The organism is Thermus islandicus DSM 21543, from assembly GCF_000421625.1.
GTDB lineage: Bacteria > Deinococcota > Deinococci > Deinococcales > Thermaceae > Thermus > Thermus islandicus.
Genome location: NZ_ATXJ01000005.1, coordinates 48,566 through 61,518, shown reverse-complemented (window position 1 = coordinate 61,518; position 12,953 = coordinate 48,566). Strand labels below are relative to the sequence as shown.

Annotated in this window: 16 protein-coding genes and 2 riboswitches; of the genes, 10 read left to right on the top strand and 6 right to left on the bottom strand. The window is 69.4% G+C overall.

Features of this window, described 5'->3' with window-relative positions; genetic code table 11:
* Window positions 1-15: 15 nt before the first annotated feature.
* Entirely contained in the window at window positions 16-2,256 is a 2,241-nt protein-coding gene (locus tag H531_RS0106850) for a diguanylate cyclase (RefSeq protein WP_022798618.1), read from the top strand.
* 97 nt (window positions 2,257-2,353) lie between these two features.
* Window positions 2,354-2,438, top strand: a riboswitch (cyclic di-GMP riboswitch).
* Between the two features lie 60 nt (window positions 2,439-2,498).
* Window positions 2,499-2,584, top strand: a riboswitch (cyclic di-GMP riboswitch).
* A 71-nt stretch (window positions 2,585-2,655) separates the two neighbouring features.
* A complete protein-coding gene (locus H531_RS14270; protein WP_022798617.1) occupies window positions 2,656-3,069 on the top strand; it encodes a hypothetical protein in 414 nt (137 codons plus the stop codon).
* Here H531_RS14270 and H531_RS14465 read toward each other — a convergent pair.
* The 3 genes from H531_RS14465 to H531_RS0106830 are packed head-to-tail and all read right to left on the bottom strand — an operon-like array spanning window position 3,052 to window position 3,886.
* Window positions 3,052-3,219: a hypothetical protein gene (locus tag H531_RS14465; RefSeq protein ID WP_022798616.1), complete on the bottom strand. Its 168-nt coding sequence runs from the start codon at window positions 3,217-3,219 to the stop codon at window positions 3,052-3,054. The genes H531_RS14270 and H531_RS14465 overlap by 18 nt on opposite strands.
* A gap of 27 nt (window positions 3,220-3,246) precedes the next feature.
* Window positions 3,247-3,663 (bottom strand): TA system VapC family ribonuclease toxin, encoded by a 417-nt coding sequence (locus H531_RS0106835; RefSeq protein WP_022798615.1) that lies wholly within the window; start codon window positions 3,661-3,663, stop codon window positions 3,247-3,249.
* The gene (locus tag H531_RS0106830; RefSeq protein WP_022798614.1) at window positions 3,644-3,886 is read right to left on the bottom strand and encodes a hypothetical protein; all 243 of its coding nucleotides are present in this window, start codon (window positions 3,884-3,886) and stop codon (window positions 3,644-3,646) included. Before H531_RS0106830 ends, H531_RS0106835 begins: the two co-directional genes overlap by 20 nt.
* A 95-nt stretch (window positions 3,887-3,981) precedes the next feature.
* Between H531_RS0106830 and H531_RS0106825 the strand changes: the two genes are divergently transcribed.
* Genes H531_RS0106825 through H531_RS0106815 form a run of 3 tightly spaced genes read left to right on the top strand, consistent with a single transcriptional unit; the run spans window position 3,982 to window position 5,230 of the window.
* The gene (locus H531_RS0106825; protein ID WP_022798613.1) at window positions 3,982-4,377 is read left to right on the top strand and encodes a hypothetical protein; all 396 of its coding nucleotides are present in this window, start codon (window positions 3,982-3,984) and stop codon (window positions 4,375-4,377) included.
* Window positions 4,378-4,388: 11 nt separating this feature from the next.
* Window positions 4,389-4,793 carry a DUF488 domain-containing protein gene (locus H531_RS12895; RefSeq protein ID WP_022798612.1) on the top strand — a complete coding sequence of 135 codons (405 nt, stop codon included), beginning with the start codon at window positions 4,389-4,391 and terminating at the stop codon, window positions 4,791-4,793.
* Entirely contained in the window at window positions 4,772-5,230 is a 459-nt protein-coding gene (locus tag H531_RS0106815) for an FAD-dependent oxidoreductase (protein WP_033399293.1), read from the top strand. The genes H531_RS12895 and H531_RS0106815 overlap by 22 nt, the downstream gene beginning before the upstream one ends.
* Before the next feature lie 64 nt (window positions 5,231-5,294).
* Here the strand turns inward: H531_RS0106815 and msrA are convergent, their stop codons facing one another.
* Entirely contained in the window at window positions 5,295-5,828 is a 534-nt protein-coding gene (gene msrA / locus H531_RS0106810) for a peptide-methionine (S)-S-oxide reductase MsrA (RefSeq protein WP_022798610.1), read from the bottom strand.
* A gap of 70 nt (window positions 5,829-5,898) precedes the next feature.
* Window positions 5,899-6,483 carry a DUF981 domain-containing protein gene (locus H531_RS0106805; RefSeq protein ID WP_022798609.1) on the bottom strand — a complete coding sequence of 195 codons (585 nt, stop codon included), beginning with the start codon at window positions 6,481-6,483 and terminating at the stop codon, window positions 5,899-5,901.
* 70 nt (window positions 6,484-6,553) lie between these two features.
* Between H531_RS0106805 and H531_RS0106800 the strand changes: the two genes are divergently transcribed.
* From H531_RS0106800 to truA, 5 genes are all read left to right on the top strand, one after another.
* Entirely contained in the window at window positions 6,554-7,330 is a 777-nt protein-coding gene (locus tag H531_RS0106800) for a metalloenzyme domain-containing protein (RefSeq protein WP_022798608.1), read from the top strand.
* 66 nt (window positions 7,331-7,396) lie between these two features.
* Window positions 7,397-8,392 (top strand): iron ABC transporter substrate-binding protein, encoded by a 996-nt coding sequence (locus H531_RS0106795; RefSeq protein ID WP_022798607.1) that lies wholly within the window; start codon window positions 7,397-7,399, stop codon window positions 8,390-8,392.
* Complete coding sequence (locus tag H531_RS0106790; RefSeq protein ID WP_022798606.1) at window positions 8,389-9,936, top strand: ABC transporter permease; 1,548 nt, start codon at window positions 8,389-8,391, stop codon at window positions 9,934-9,936. Before H531_RS0106795 ends, H531_RS0106790 begins: the two co-directional genes overlap by 4 nt.
* Window positions 9,915-10,964, top strand: coding sequence for an ABC transporter ATP-binding protein (locus H531_RS0106785; protein ID WP_022798605.1), 1,050 nt, complete (start codon window positions 9,915-9,917; stop codon window positions 10,962-10,964). Before H531_RS0106790 ends, H531_RS0106785 begins: the two co-directional genes overlap by 22 nt.
* A 9-nt stretch (window positions 10,965-10,973) precedes the next feature.
* Entirely contained in the window at window positions 10,974-11,735 is a 762-nt protein-coding gene (gene truA / locus H531_RS0106780; protein WP_022798604.1) for a tRNA pseudouridine(38-40) synthase TruA, read from the top strand.
* Window positions 11,736-11,757: 22 nt separating this feature from the next.
* Here the strand turns inward: truA and H531_RS0106775 are convergent, their stop codons facing one another.
* Window positions 11,758-12,945, bottom strand: a complete 1,188-nt coding sequence (locus tag H531_RS0106775) for an ABC transporter permease (protein ID WP_022798603.1) — start codon at window positions 12,943-12,945, stop codon at window positions 11,758-11,760.
* Window positions 12,946-12,953 lie beyond the last annotated feature (8 nt).

Genomic DNA, 12,953 nt, shown 5'->3' with positions numbered 1-12,953 from the left:
TAGCATGGGCCAAACATGGCCCTGGTCTATACGGTCGTCGCCCTGGCCTCCTTTCTCGTGGGGCTTCTCCTAGGGTTCCTGGGCTACGCCGACCCCTACATCCTCCCCTGGTTCATGATCGCGGTGGCGGTGGTGGCCAGCGTGCACGGCCTCCCCTGGGGGCTTCTGGCCAGCGCCCTCTCCGCAAGCGCCCTAGCCCTCTTTCCCCAGTTCAGCGGGGTAGCCCTGGCCCTCCTCCTCCTCTCGGCCCTCCTCGCCCACCAGGTGGGGGAAGGCCTGCGGAGGGCCCACCGCCGGGCCAAAAGCCTGGCCCGACTAGAGAGGCTCCTGGCCTCGGCCCTCGAGGCCCTCCCCCAGGCGGAGGACCGGGAGGCCCTTCTAAAAAGCCTTCCGGAGCGCCTCGTTGCCCTAGGGGAAAGCGGGCACGTGGGGGTCTGGGTGCCCCAGGGGAGCGGTTTTCGTCGGCTTGCCAGCCAACCCCCCATGGGCCTGGACTGGATTCCGGGAACCGGGGTGGTGGGCCGGGCCTTCCGGGAGGGGCGGCCCGTCCACATCCCCGACGTGCGCAAGGAGCCGAGCTACATCGCCCCCCTCGGTCAGGAGGCGCTTTCCGAGCTCGCCCTGCCCCTCTTTGAGCGGGGCGAGGCGGTGGCGGTGCTGAACCTGGAGCGCCAAAAGCCCTTCCTCCCTGAGGAGGTGGAGGGCCTCACCCGCTTCGCCCAGGCCGTCAGCCTCCAGCTTTCCCGCCTGGCGGACCTCAAGGAGCGCAGGATCCTGGCCGAGCTTGCCGAAGGGTTGGCGAGGGCCGATACCCTGGAGGAGGCGGCGGAGGGAGCCCTCGCCCTTCTCGTAACCTCCTTGGGCCTGGAGTCGGGGACCCTCTGGGAAGCCCGGGGAGCGCGGATGCAGGCCCTCGCCTCCCACGGCGTGCGGGAAGCAAGCCTCCTTCAAGTGCTGGCGGAGGGCCTGCCCTTTGGGGTGGGCCTCGCCTGGCGGGTCTACGAGACGGGAAGCCCGCTCTTCACCGCCCGCTACCCCGAGGAAAGCCAGGGGGTTCCCGCCCTCCAGGCCCTGGACTGGCGTACCCTCGCCGCCCTGCCCGTCCCCTCCCAAGGCGCCCCGAGAAGCCGCAGGGTGCTGGTCCTGGGCCAGCGGGAAGCGCGCCCTTGGCGCAGGGCGGAGGTGGACCTCCTCCTTTCTGCCTGCCGCACCCTGAGCCTGGGGCTGGAGCGCCTTACAGAAAGAGCCCGGCACCAAGCGGTGAACCGCCTCTTCCTGGACCTTTTGGAAAAGCCTCTGGAGGCGCTTTACCCGGAGGTCTTGGAGGTGGCCGTTCGGTATGTGCCCGGGGCGGAGGCGGGGAGCCTCCTCGTGCTGGAGGAGGGCGTCTACCGGTTCCGGGCGGCGGTGGGGTACGACCTGGAGGGCCTCAAGGGGGTGACCTTCGGCCTCGAGGCCCAGCTCCTCTGGTACGGCCAGGGCAAGGAGGAGGCCCTGAGGGGCGAGCCCCGGGTCCTGAGCGCCACGGAGCGCCCCATCGCCGAGATCAGCCACGAGACCGCCCCCCCCGAGGTCATAGACACCGCGGGAAGGGCCACGGAGATCCAGGCCAACCTCTGCCTCCCCATTCCCCATAAGGGCCAGGTCCTGGCCTACCTGAACCTGGACAACCTCCACGACCCCCGGGCCTTCGGCGAGGATTCCCTGCGCGCGGCCCGCTTCTTCGCCGCCCCTCTCGCCACCCTGCTCCACGAAAGCCAGACCCGCAAGCTCCTGGAGGAGGCCGCCCTCACCGACCCCCTCACGGGCCTCCCCAACCGGAGGGCCTTTGAGCAGACCTTCCTGGAGGAGCTGAAGCGGGCCGAGCGCTACGGCTACCCTCTTTCCCTGGCCGTTTTGGACCTTACGGGCTTCAAGAAGCTGAACGACCGACTGGGCCACGCCGTGGGGGACCTCGCCTTAAGGAGGGTGGCCGAGGCCCTCCTGGGGGAAAGGCGGAACGGGGACAAGATTTTCCGCTGGGGCGGGGACGAGTTCGCCGCCCTCTTTCCCCACACCGGGAAGGAAGGGGCTATAAAGGCCGCCTTCCGCTACGCCGAGGCCATCGGGAAACTCTGCTTTGACGGCCTCTGCCTCGGGGTCAACATCGGCCTCGCCACCTTCCCCGAGGATGGGAAAACGGCGGACGAGCTCCTCTCCGCCGCCGACACCCGCATGTACCAGGCCAAGGCCCGGGGGGTCGCGGTGCTGGCCTAGGCCCCGAAGGATGGGCCCCGCCGCGGTGGGGTGGGAGACCCCTTCCCAAAGAGCGGCTCCGGGAGTACCCTAAGACTAGGGGGCGCTAGCCCCCTAAAGGCACCTCGGAGGCGAGGAAGCTTGCCCTGCAATCTGGGCGCCTGGGGCAGGTGGAGCCAGTGGCGCAACCGGCCGAGGGCAGCTAGGGTTTGATCTTTTTTCCCCTCTGCCGGCCAGGCGCCCAGCCTGGCCCTAAGGTTTTTAGGGCGTTCGGAGGCGAGGAACCGTGAATCCCAAGATGGGCGCCAAGGGACACGGGGAGCCAGTGGCGCAACCGGCCGGACGCATGGGCTTGTCCTTTTCCTCAACCCTCGCGCCCGCTCCCCGAACGCGCTCCTGGCCACTAAGGAGGTGGGGAGCATGTGGGCGTGGATCCTAGGCGTTTTCCTTCTGATAAGCCCTTGGGCCTCCGCCCAGAGCCCCCTGGGCAACACGGTGAGCATCCGCATCCCCCCGGTGGCCTACCTGCGCCCAGAGGGAGCCAGAGGAGAGGCCGCTTCGGTCCTGGAGCTGGGGGCTGGCCCTCATGCGGTCCGTCTCGTGGCCAACACCCGGTGGACCCTTTTGGTGGAGGTATGGGGCGAGGCCCTGGTGGACTCGAGGCCCCTGGCAGAGGGGCTTCACCTCCTCACGGGCCAAGGCTCCCTTACCCTGACCGTCTGGGTTCCCCCGGAAGGCAGGGTGCGGCTACGGGTGGAGGTGGGCCTCCATACCCCGCCCCAGCCCCCGGGAGGGGCCTTTTCGGAGCACGGGCCGCTAGACCCATCCCAGTAGGCGGCGGGCCTTTTCCGAAAGCCTCGCTGGGGCCCAGGGGGCCAAGCCCAGGTGCAGGCCGGTGAAGAGCGCCCCGAGAAGGGAAGCGAGGCGAATCAGGGCGAAGGCCACCTTGGGCAGGAGGGGAACCTCCTGCCTTGCCTCCACCACCAGGCCGGGCGCGGTCCATGACCGGGGTCAAGGGGAAAGGCGAAGGACCTCGAGCCCGGGAAAGCGCCGAAAGTCCTGGTCCAAGGTCACCAAGCGGTGGCCCCCCGCCAGGGCGAAGGCCGCCAGGTAGGCGTCCGTCCAGAGGCGGGGAGAAAGCCCTCCGCGGACCAGGTCGGCCAGGGCCTCGTCCAGGCCCTCGGGCTCTTCCAAAAGAGGAACCCTCGAGCTCAAGCGCAGCTCCCAATAGACCTCCCAGGCCTCCCTCACCCCCAAGGGCCTGCCGCCCATGGCCTTGGCGTTCGTCAGGAGGCGGAGGAGGCCCAAGGCCGTGACCCGGACCAGGAAGGGATCGGAAGCCTCCTCCCAGTAAGCCCGGGCCCGGGGGTGGAAGGGGTGCTCGGGCACCAAGAGGGCGAACCAGACGTTAAGGTCCAGCAGGTCCACCCTCTTCCTCCAGAAGGGCCCAAAGCTCCTCGTGGGTGCGAACGGGGATGCGCCGCCCGGCCTCGGGGACCCGCGGCAGGGGCCGAGGCCCCGGAGAGCCTCCCCGCCTCAGCCCCTCCTCCAGGTAGCGGATCACCAGCTCCCGGAGGGTCTTGCCCTCCCTGGCGGCCTGGAGCTTCAGCCGCCGGTACAGAGGGTCCGGCAGGTCCAGGGTGGTGCGCATACAGCCATATTAGCATCTCCTGAGTTGGGTTCCGCAAGGTGGAGAAGGTAAGGCTGCCCGTTGACGCCGGGGCGACAAGCGGCCTAGGGTAAGGCGTGGTCCGCCTGCGCAAGCCCCTCCCCCCCTACCCCCTCAAAACCCCGGAGGGGGGTAAGGTCTACCTTCCGGACCTCAAGGGGAGGCCCCTCGTCCTCCTCAAGGACGAGGCCCTGGCCCGAGCTCTTTCGGCGAGGGCGGCGGAGCTCGAGGCCCTGGGGGCCCAGGCCTACCTCCTGGCCCAGGGGCCAAGGCCCAGCCCCCTCCCCCTCCTTCTGGACCCGGAAGGGGTCCTCCTCCCCGCCCTTCCCGAAGGGGGTGCCCTGGTGGCGGACGCCTTCCTCGAGGTCTACCACCTGGGCCCCGTCCGGGACGCGGAGGAGATTCTGGACTGGCTCCGGTTCGTGGAGGCTCAGTGCCCGGAGTGCGTCCTGCCGGAGGCGGACTGGCTTTGAAGGGGTGGGATATGCCCTTCCGGGTCAAGCGGGTCTACGACCCTCCCTCCCCCGAGGACGGCCTCCGGGTCCTTTTGGACCGGCTTTGGCCCCGGGGGCTTTCCCAGGAAAAGGCGCGGGTGGACTGGTGGGCGAAGGAGCTCGCCCCCTCGGACGGCCTCAGGCGCTGGTTCGGCCACGACCCCGGGAAGTACCCGGAGTTCCTCCGCCGCTACCGGGAGGAGCTTCGGGGAAACCCCCATCTGGAAAGGCTTAGGACCCTGGGAAAGGCGGGGACGGTCACCCTCCTCTTCGGGGCTAAGGAGACGCGGTACAACAACGCCACGGCCCTCCTGGAGATCCTTGGGGAGGAGGCCAAACCCTCTGAGGCCTTGGCCAGACAAAGGAGGAGGCCATGCACGCGTACAGGTACCTGATCGTGGGCGGGGGAATGGCGGGAGCGGCTGCCAGGTGGACCCCAAGGGGGCCATTGGCCTCCTCAGCGCGGAGCAGGTACCCTCCCTACAACCGTCCGCCCCTCTCCAAGGGGCTCTGGCAAGGGAAGCCCCTGGAGACCATCTTCCGCACCCTCGAGGGGGTGGACCTCCACCTAGGGCGGAGGGTGGTGCGCCTGGATCCGGTCCTCAAGGAGGTGGAGGACGAAAGGGGCACCCGCTACCGCTACGAGCGGCTCCTCCTCGCCACCGGGGCCCGGCCCAGGCGGCTTCCCCTGGGGGAGGGGGTGGTCTACTTCCGCACCCTGGAGGACTACCGCCGCCTCCGGGGCCTGGCGGAAAGGGGACAGCGCTTCGCCGTGATCGGCGGAGGGTTCATCGGCCAGGAGCTGGCCGCTGGAACGCCTGGAAGCGGGTAGAGAAGGCCCGGGGGCTCATCGCCGAAAAGGGGCCCCACTTCCCCGAGGCCCTTAAGGGCAGGCTCTAGGGGCCCTTGAGGAGAAAGGTGAAGGCTTTCCTCGCCTTCTCCAGCTTGGGGGCGATGACGAGGCGGCAGTAGGGGGGCTCGGGGTGGCGGGCGCAGTAGTCCCGGTGGTAGTCCTCGGCGGGGTAGAAGGTGGTGAAGGGCAGGAGCTTGGTGGCGATGGGCCTCGGGTAGAGGGGGGCGAGCTCCCGCATCACCGCCTCCGCCACCTGCCTCTGCGCCTCTGAGTGGTAGAAGATGGCCGGGCTATATTGGGGCCCCACGTCGGGCCCCTGCCGGTCCTCGCTGGTGGGGTCGTGGACGGCGAAGAAGTAGCGGAGGAGGTCGGCATACGGGAGAATCTCGGGGTCAAAGACCACCTGGACCGCCTCCCGGTGGCCCGTGGTCCCGGTGCACACCGCCTCGTAGGTGGGGTGGGGCACGTGCCCCCCGGCGTAGCCCGGCACCACCTCCAACACCCCTTTGAGGAGCTTGAAGGCCGCCTCCGTGCACCAGAAACAGCCGCCTGCCAAGGTAGCGACCTCTCGGGCCAAGGCCGATCCTCCCTTCTCTTCCCGAAGCCTACCCCATCCTCCCCAAGCCCTCAACCCTCGGAAGCCCCCCTCAGCGCCTCACCGCCTCGGCGATGTGCCCATAGTAGGCAAGAAAGCCCGTGAGGAAAGCCGCGAGGGCCATTAGGGCCAGGACCAGGGCCCCCAGGTAAGCCCAGACCCTCCTCCCCTCGGGGCGGCTAAAGGCGAAGGGCAGGATTCCCAGGCTCGCGAGCCCCGCCGTGGCCCACATGAGGGCGGTGAGCGCCGGGTTGCGGGTGAGGCCAAAGTCCCAAGCCGCCCGCGCCCCCTGGAGGAGGAAAAGCCCGAGGAAGGCCGCCGGCCAGGCCAGGGCCTCAAGCCCCAGGCCCCGGTAGAGGTAAAAGCCCGCCATCACCATCATGAAGGCGAAAAGCCCCGTGGCTACCCCGAAAAGCTCGGTGTACTGGGGCATCGGGCGGCCCGCCCACTGGGTCCAGTAGAGCTGGGCCACACCGCCTAGGGCAAAGACCCCGAGGGCGAAGAAGAGAGGGCCGTAGCGCTGGCCCAGGGCGCGCTCCTCCGCGCCTCGAGCCAGGGCCAAGAGGTAGGCCACCCCCGAAACCCCTGCCGCCGTGACCAGGCCCAGGACGAAGACCAGAGGGTTGTAGCTTCCCATAACCTCTCACCTCCTAAGCTAAGGTTAGCTGACACTATCTATGACAGATGTCCCGGCCTAAGATGGAGGGGTGCTCTTCCTCTTCGTGGACGGCCTGGGGCTGGGGGGAGCGCTGGAGGACCTCTTCCCCTTCCTCCTGGAGCTCCACCCCCAGCCCGTGGACGCCACCTTGGGGGTAGAGGGCCTGCCCCAGTCGGGCACCGGCCAGACGGCCCTCCTCACCGGGGAAAACGCCGCAAGGCTTCTCGGCCGCCACCAAGGCCCCTTCCCAAGCCCCAGCCTGAGGCCGTTATTGGCGAGAAGCCTCTACGCCTGGGCCCGAAGGCAGGGGCTTTCCGTCCTCCACGCCAACGCTTACCGCCACGAGTACCTGGAGCAGGCCACCCGCGAAAGACGGCTTTTCCTCTCCGCCTTCGCCCAGGCCGCCCGGCTTTCCGGCCTCCCCCTCCTCCCCCAAGGCCACCCCCTGGCCCTGCCCCCCGGTTTCTGGGAAGACCCCTATGGGGCCGGGGCCAGGGCGGCGGACCTCGCCCGGCGCTTCCACCTGGTGGTCCTGGAGTACTGGGCCCTGGACCTGGCTGCCCACCGTCAGCCCGGAACCCTGCCCGAGCGCTTCACCGAGCTTACGGGGTTTCTCCGGGGGTTCCTGGCCGAGGGCGGGGAGCTTTGCCTCACCTCCGACCACGGCAACGCTGAGGAGCCCTGGCACCCCCGGCACACCCGAAACCCCGTGCCCCTGGTCTACACCGGAAGCCCCCTCCCTCCCCCGGCCGACCTCACCGGGGTCTTCCCCTGGTTGCAAGTGATTCTCGCTTCTAAACTTAGCAAATCCGACCGGAATACTTGATTTTTCTGCCCGGCCGGGGTAGAGTACCCGGGCGGAGGGGCCCAAAAGCCCCACAAGGAGGTCCCCATGCGGCGAAGAAAGGTCCTCATCCTGATCGGCACGGCAGCCCTAGGCCTGGGCCTGGCCCAGCAACCGACCCTTACCCTCTACTCCGGCCGCGGCCAAAGCCTGGTGGAGCCCTTGGCGCGGCAGTTTGAACGGGACACGGGCATCCGCGTCCAGGTCCGCTACGGCACGGACGCCCAGATCCTCGCCGCCTTGCAGGAAGAGGGGAGCCGCTCCCCTGCGGACGTGTTCTGGGCCAACACCGCCGGAGCCCTGGGACAGGCCTCGGCCCGGGGCCTTCTCAGGCCCCTCGGGGAGAGCCTCCTCAAGCTGCCCCAGGCCTTTGTGCCCGCCTCCAGGTCCTGGGTACCGGTGACCCTGCGCCTCCGGGTCCTGGCCTACAACCCCCAGAAGTTCAAGCCCGAGGAGCTCCCCCAAAGCCTCCTGGACCTTCCCCGCTTCGCCCGGGAGAGGGGACTTGTAGGGCGGGTGGGCTGGACCCCCACCTACTCCAGCTTCCAGGACATGGTGGCCGGGATCATCGCCCTCCACGGGGAAGCCAAGGCCCGGGAATGGCTTCAGGAGATGAAGGCCCTCGCCCCCAAGGCCTACGCCTCCAACCCCGCCATGCTGGACGCCATCCGGGCGGGCGAGGTGGACCTGGGCTCCACCAACCACTACTACGTGGTGCGCTTCCGCCGGGCGGGGTACGCCCTGGGCCTGCACCACTTCAAGGAGGGGGATGTGGGCAACCTGGCCCTGGTGACGGGGGCGGGCCTCCTGCGGACGGGCAAGAACCTCGCCGCGGCCACGCGCTTCCTCACCTACCTCCTCTCCCCCAAGGCCCAGCAGTACTTTGTGGGCAACATCGGGGAGTACCCCCTGGTGAAGGGGGTGGTGACGGACCCCAACCTCCTGCCCCTCGAGGAGGCCCTGGCCAAGAGTCCCAGGCTGGACTTTGAGAAGCTCCCCTTGGACCAGGCCCTGAGGCTCCTTCGCGAGCTCGGCATCCTGTGACCCTGAGGCTGCCCCACCTCCCTGGGCTTCTGCCCTTCCTCCTCCCCGCCGTCCTCACGGGGGGTGGGGTGGCCCTGCCCCTCCTCTACCTGGTCCTCCGGGCCTTGGAGGCCGAGCCCCAGGCTCTAAAGGAGATCCTCCTCAGGCCCAAGAACCTGGAGCTTTTGGGGAACACCCTGGCCCTTCTCCTCGGGGTCCTCCTCCTCACCACCTGCCTGGCCTTTCCCCTGGCCTTCCTCACCACCCGCACGGACCTCAAGGGCAAGCGCCTCCTCGCCACCCTCCTCGCCCTCCCTCTCGCCCTCCCCGGCTACGTGGGGGCCTACGTCCTCCTGGCGGCCACCGGGCCCGGAGGGGTTCTGCCCCTGCCCCGCCTCGAGGGGTACGGGGGGGCCCTATTGGTCCTCTCCTTCCTCACCTACCCCTACCTCTTCCTGCCCCTCCGGGCGGCCTTCCTCGGCCTGGACCCCTCCCTGGAGGAGGCCGCCCGCACCCTGGGCCTGGGGCCCCTCCGGGCCTTCCTCCGGGCCACCCTCCCCCAGCTCCTCCCCGCCCTCCTCGGGGGCTACCTGGTGGTGGGCCTCCACGTCCTGGGGGACTTTGGCACCGTGAGCCTCCTCCGCTACGAGACCTTCTCCTACGCCATCTACCTCCAGTACAGCGCTGCCTTTGACCGGGTCTACGCCGCCTGGCTCGCCCTCTTCCTCCTCCTCCTCACCGGAGGGCTCCTCCTCCTCGAGGCCCTCCTCCTGCGCCGCCTGTCCCTGGCCCGCACGGGCAAGGGCTCGGGGCGGCGGGCCCGCCTGGTGCGCCTGGGCCGCCTGGCCCCTTGGGCCTACCTCCTCGCCCTCCTGCCCGTGCTCCTGGCCCTTGTCCTGCCCCTTTACGCCCTCTTCCACCTGGCAAGCCGCTTCCCCCGGGAAAACCTCCAGGGGCTCCTCGAGGCCCTCCTCCACTCGGCCCTGGCGGCGGGCCCCGCCTCGGCGCTGGCGGTGGGCATGGCCCTGCCCATCGCCTACCTGGCGGTGCGCTACCCCTCCTTCCCCGCCCGCCTCCTGGAACGCCTTGCCTACCTGGGCTACGCCGTGCCGCCCCTGGCCTTTGGCCTGGCCTGGGTCTTTTTCAGCCTGAAGGGCCTCCCCTTCCTCTACGGCAGCCTGCCCCTCCTCCTTGTGGTCCTGGCCTTCCACTTCCTGGCGGAAAGCCTGGGGCCCATCCGGGGAGCCCTGCACCAGGTGCCGAAGCGGCTGGAGGAGGCAGCCCGCACCCTGGGGGAAACCCCCACCGGAGCCTTCCTCCGGGTCACCCTTCCCCTCCTCTGGCGGGGGGCGGCGGCGGGAGGGGCCTTGGCCTTCATCGGCGCGGTCAAGGAGCTCCCCCTCACCCTCCTCCTCGCCCCCATGGGCTACAGCACCCTGGCCACCCGGGTTTTCAGCTACACTCAGGAAGCCATGTTCGCCGAGGCCGCTCCCTTCGCCCTCCTCATCGCCCTCCTCTCGGCGGCCTTCGTGGGGGTGTTGCTTTGGAGCGAGCGCCGCTTCTAGAACTCCAGGGGGTCCGCAAGCGCTTCGGGAAGCACGAGGTGCTCCAGGGAATCAACCTCGAGGTCTATCCCGGGGAGATCCTGGCCCTCCTCGGGCCCTCGGGGTGCGGGAAGACCACGCTCCTCCGGGTCATCGCCGGGCTGGAGGGCCCGGATGCGGGGCGGGTCCTCCTCGAGGGCCGGGAGATCACCCACCTGCCCCCGGAAAGGCGCGGCATCGGCTTCGTCTTCCAGGACTACGCCCTCTTCCCCCACCTCACCGCTTTGGGCAATGTGGCCTTCGGCCTGAAGGGAGAGGACCGCTGGGAGCGGGCGAAAAGGGCCCTGGAAAGGGTGGGCATGACCCTTTTCCAGGACCGGAAGCCGGGGGAGCTCTCCGGAGGACAGCAGCAGCGGGTGGCCCTAGCCCGCGCCCTGGCCCCCGGGCCCAGGCTCGTCCTTCTGGACGAGCCCTTCTCCAGCCTGGACGCGGGGCTTCGGGCCGCCACCCGGGAGGAGGTGCGCAAGGTGCTGAAGGAGGCGGGCACCACGGCCCTCCTGGTGACCCACGACCAGGAGGAGGCCCTCTCCTTCGCCGACCGCCTGGGGGTCATGCGGGGAGGGAGGCTGCTGCAGGTGGGCACCCCCGAGGAGGTCTACCTCCGGCCCAAAACCCCCTTTGTGGCCCAGTTCCTGGGGCGGACCAACCTCCTCCCCGGGGAGGGGAAGGGGCGCTGGGCGGAAACCTGCTTAGGCCCCGTACCCCTGGCCGAGCCCGCCTTCGGGCCCCTCCTCCTCTCCCTCCGCCCCGAGGCCCTGAAGCTTCAGCCTCCCGGGGAAGGCCCCCAGGGGGAGGTGGTGGCCCGGGAGTTCAAGGGGCACGACCTCACCTACCGGATCCGCCTCCTCTCGGCCCCCGAACGGGAGCTCTTGGTGCAGGAAAGCCCCGCCGCCCCTTACCGGACGGGGGACCGGGTGGGGCTTAAGGTGGTGGGGGAAGGGGTGGCCCTGGAAGGGCCTACCCCCCGGGCCCCCGTGGGGACGGACTAACCCGCGCCCGTGCGCCGCCTCCTCCTCCTTACCGAGTACGACGGCACCCACTTCGCCGGGCTCCAGCGGCAGGGACCAGGCCTGCGCACCGTGCAGGGGGAGCTGGAAGGAGCCCTTCCCGGCATCGGGGCCTTGGCCAAGGCCGTGGCTGCGGGGCGCACCGACGCCGGGGTGCACGCCCTGGCCATGCCCTTTCACGTGGACGTGGAGGGCAAAATCCCGGTGGAGAAGGTGCCCGAGGCCCTGAACCGCCTCCTCCCCGAGGACCTGAAGGTGGTGGGCGCAAGGGAGGTGGCCCCCGATTTCCACGCCCGTAAGGACGCCCTCTGGCGGGCCTACCTCTACCGAGTCCTCGTGAGGCCCCACCCTTCCCCCCTCCTCCGCCACCGGGCCCTCTGGGTAAGGCGGCCCCTAGACCTCGCCGCCATCCGGGAGGCCCTCCCCCTCCTCCTCGGGCGGCACAACTTCCTGGGCTTCGCCAAGGAAGAGGGGCGCCAGGGAGTGCGGGAGCTTCTGGAGGCCCGCCTCGAGGAGGCCGAGGGGGAGGCTGGGCTCGAGGTGCGGTTCTACTTCAAGGGCACGAGCTTTCTCCGGGGCCAGGTGAGGGGCATGGTGGGCACGCTGCTGGAGGTGGGGCTGGGAAAGCGGCCCCCGGAAAGCCTAAGGGCCGTCTTGGAGAGCGGGGACCGCCGCCTGGCCGGCCCCAGCGCCCCGGCCCACGGCCTCTACTTTGTGGAAGCTGCTTACCCCGAGGCCAAGCTCAGGCCCTAAACCCCCTGAAAATGGGGTGCTATTAGAGCCGGCTTCGCGGGTCAAGGGCATCCCGGAGGCCGTCCCCTAGGTAGTTGAAGGCCAGCACCGTGACGAAGATCATGAACCCAGGGGGCAGGGCCAGCCAGGGTGCGGTGAAGATGTACTCCTGGGCGTTCGTCAGCATGTTGCCCCAGGTGGCCACAGGGGGCTGGATGCCGAAGCCCAGGAAGGAAAGCGCCGCCTCGGTGAGGATGGCCCCGCCGACCTGCAGGGTGGCCTGGACGATCAGGGGGGCCAGGGTGTTGGGCACCAGGTGGCGGAACATGATGCGGAGGTCCGTGGCCCCCAAGGCCTGGGCCGCGGTGGCGTAGTCCTGCTCCCTGAGGGAGAGGATGTTCCCCCGCACCAGCCGCGCCGTTCCCAGCCAGCCGAAGAGGACCAGAATGGCGATGATGACGAAGACGCTGGCGGCATCCCCAAACACCCCCTGGGCCCACTGGCCCACCTTGACCCCGGGGTCGCGGAGGAGGGCCGAGAGGACAAGGAGCAGGGGCAGGGTAGGAATGGTGAGCATGAAGTCAATGAGGCGGCTAATGGCCACGTCCAGGTCCAGGCGGATCTGCCCCTTGAGGCCGTACCAGGCGGCGTAGAGCCCCAAGGCCAGGGCCAGGCCAAAGCCCAGGTAGCTCCCCAGGCGCCCTGCCCTCATCCCGTCTTCCGCCAGGGCCCAGGCGATGGAAAGGGCCAGGTAGATCGCCCCGTAGTAAAGGAACCAGGAGAGGATCCGCCACACCGCGAAGGTCCAAGGGTAAAACCCCTCCTTTTCCCGGCGCAAAGGACCTAGGTAAAAGCGCAGGGGCCGCCCGGAAAAGTACCCCGCTAGGGTGCCCATGACCGTCCCCAGGACCACGCTGGAGAAGGCCACGGCAAAGCCCACAAGAAGGGAGATCCTGGACCCATAGATGATGCGGGAAAGCACATCCCGGCCCAGGTCGTCCGTACCCAGGAGGTGTTCCCGGGAAGGGGGGTTGAAGTAATACTGGCCCACGTCCGCCCCCGTGGGCTGGGCCGTAGGGTCGTAGGGCGCAAGCCAGGGGGCGAAGATCGCCATGAGGATCAGCAGGAGGATCACCACCAGGCTGGCCATGGCCATCCGGTGGCGGCGGAAGCGGCGCCAAAAGAGGCCAAAGAAGGTTCTAGACTGAGGTTTTGCAGTTACCGTCGCCATGCCCCACC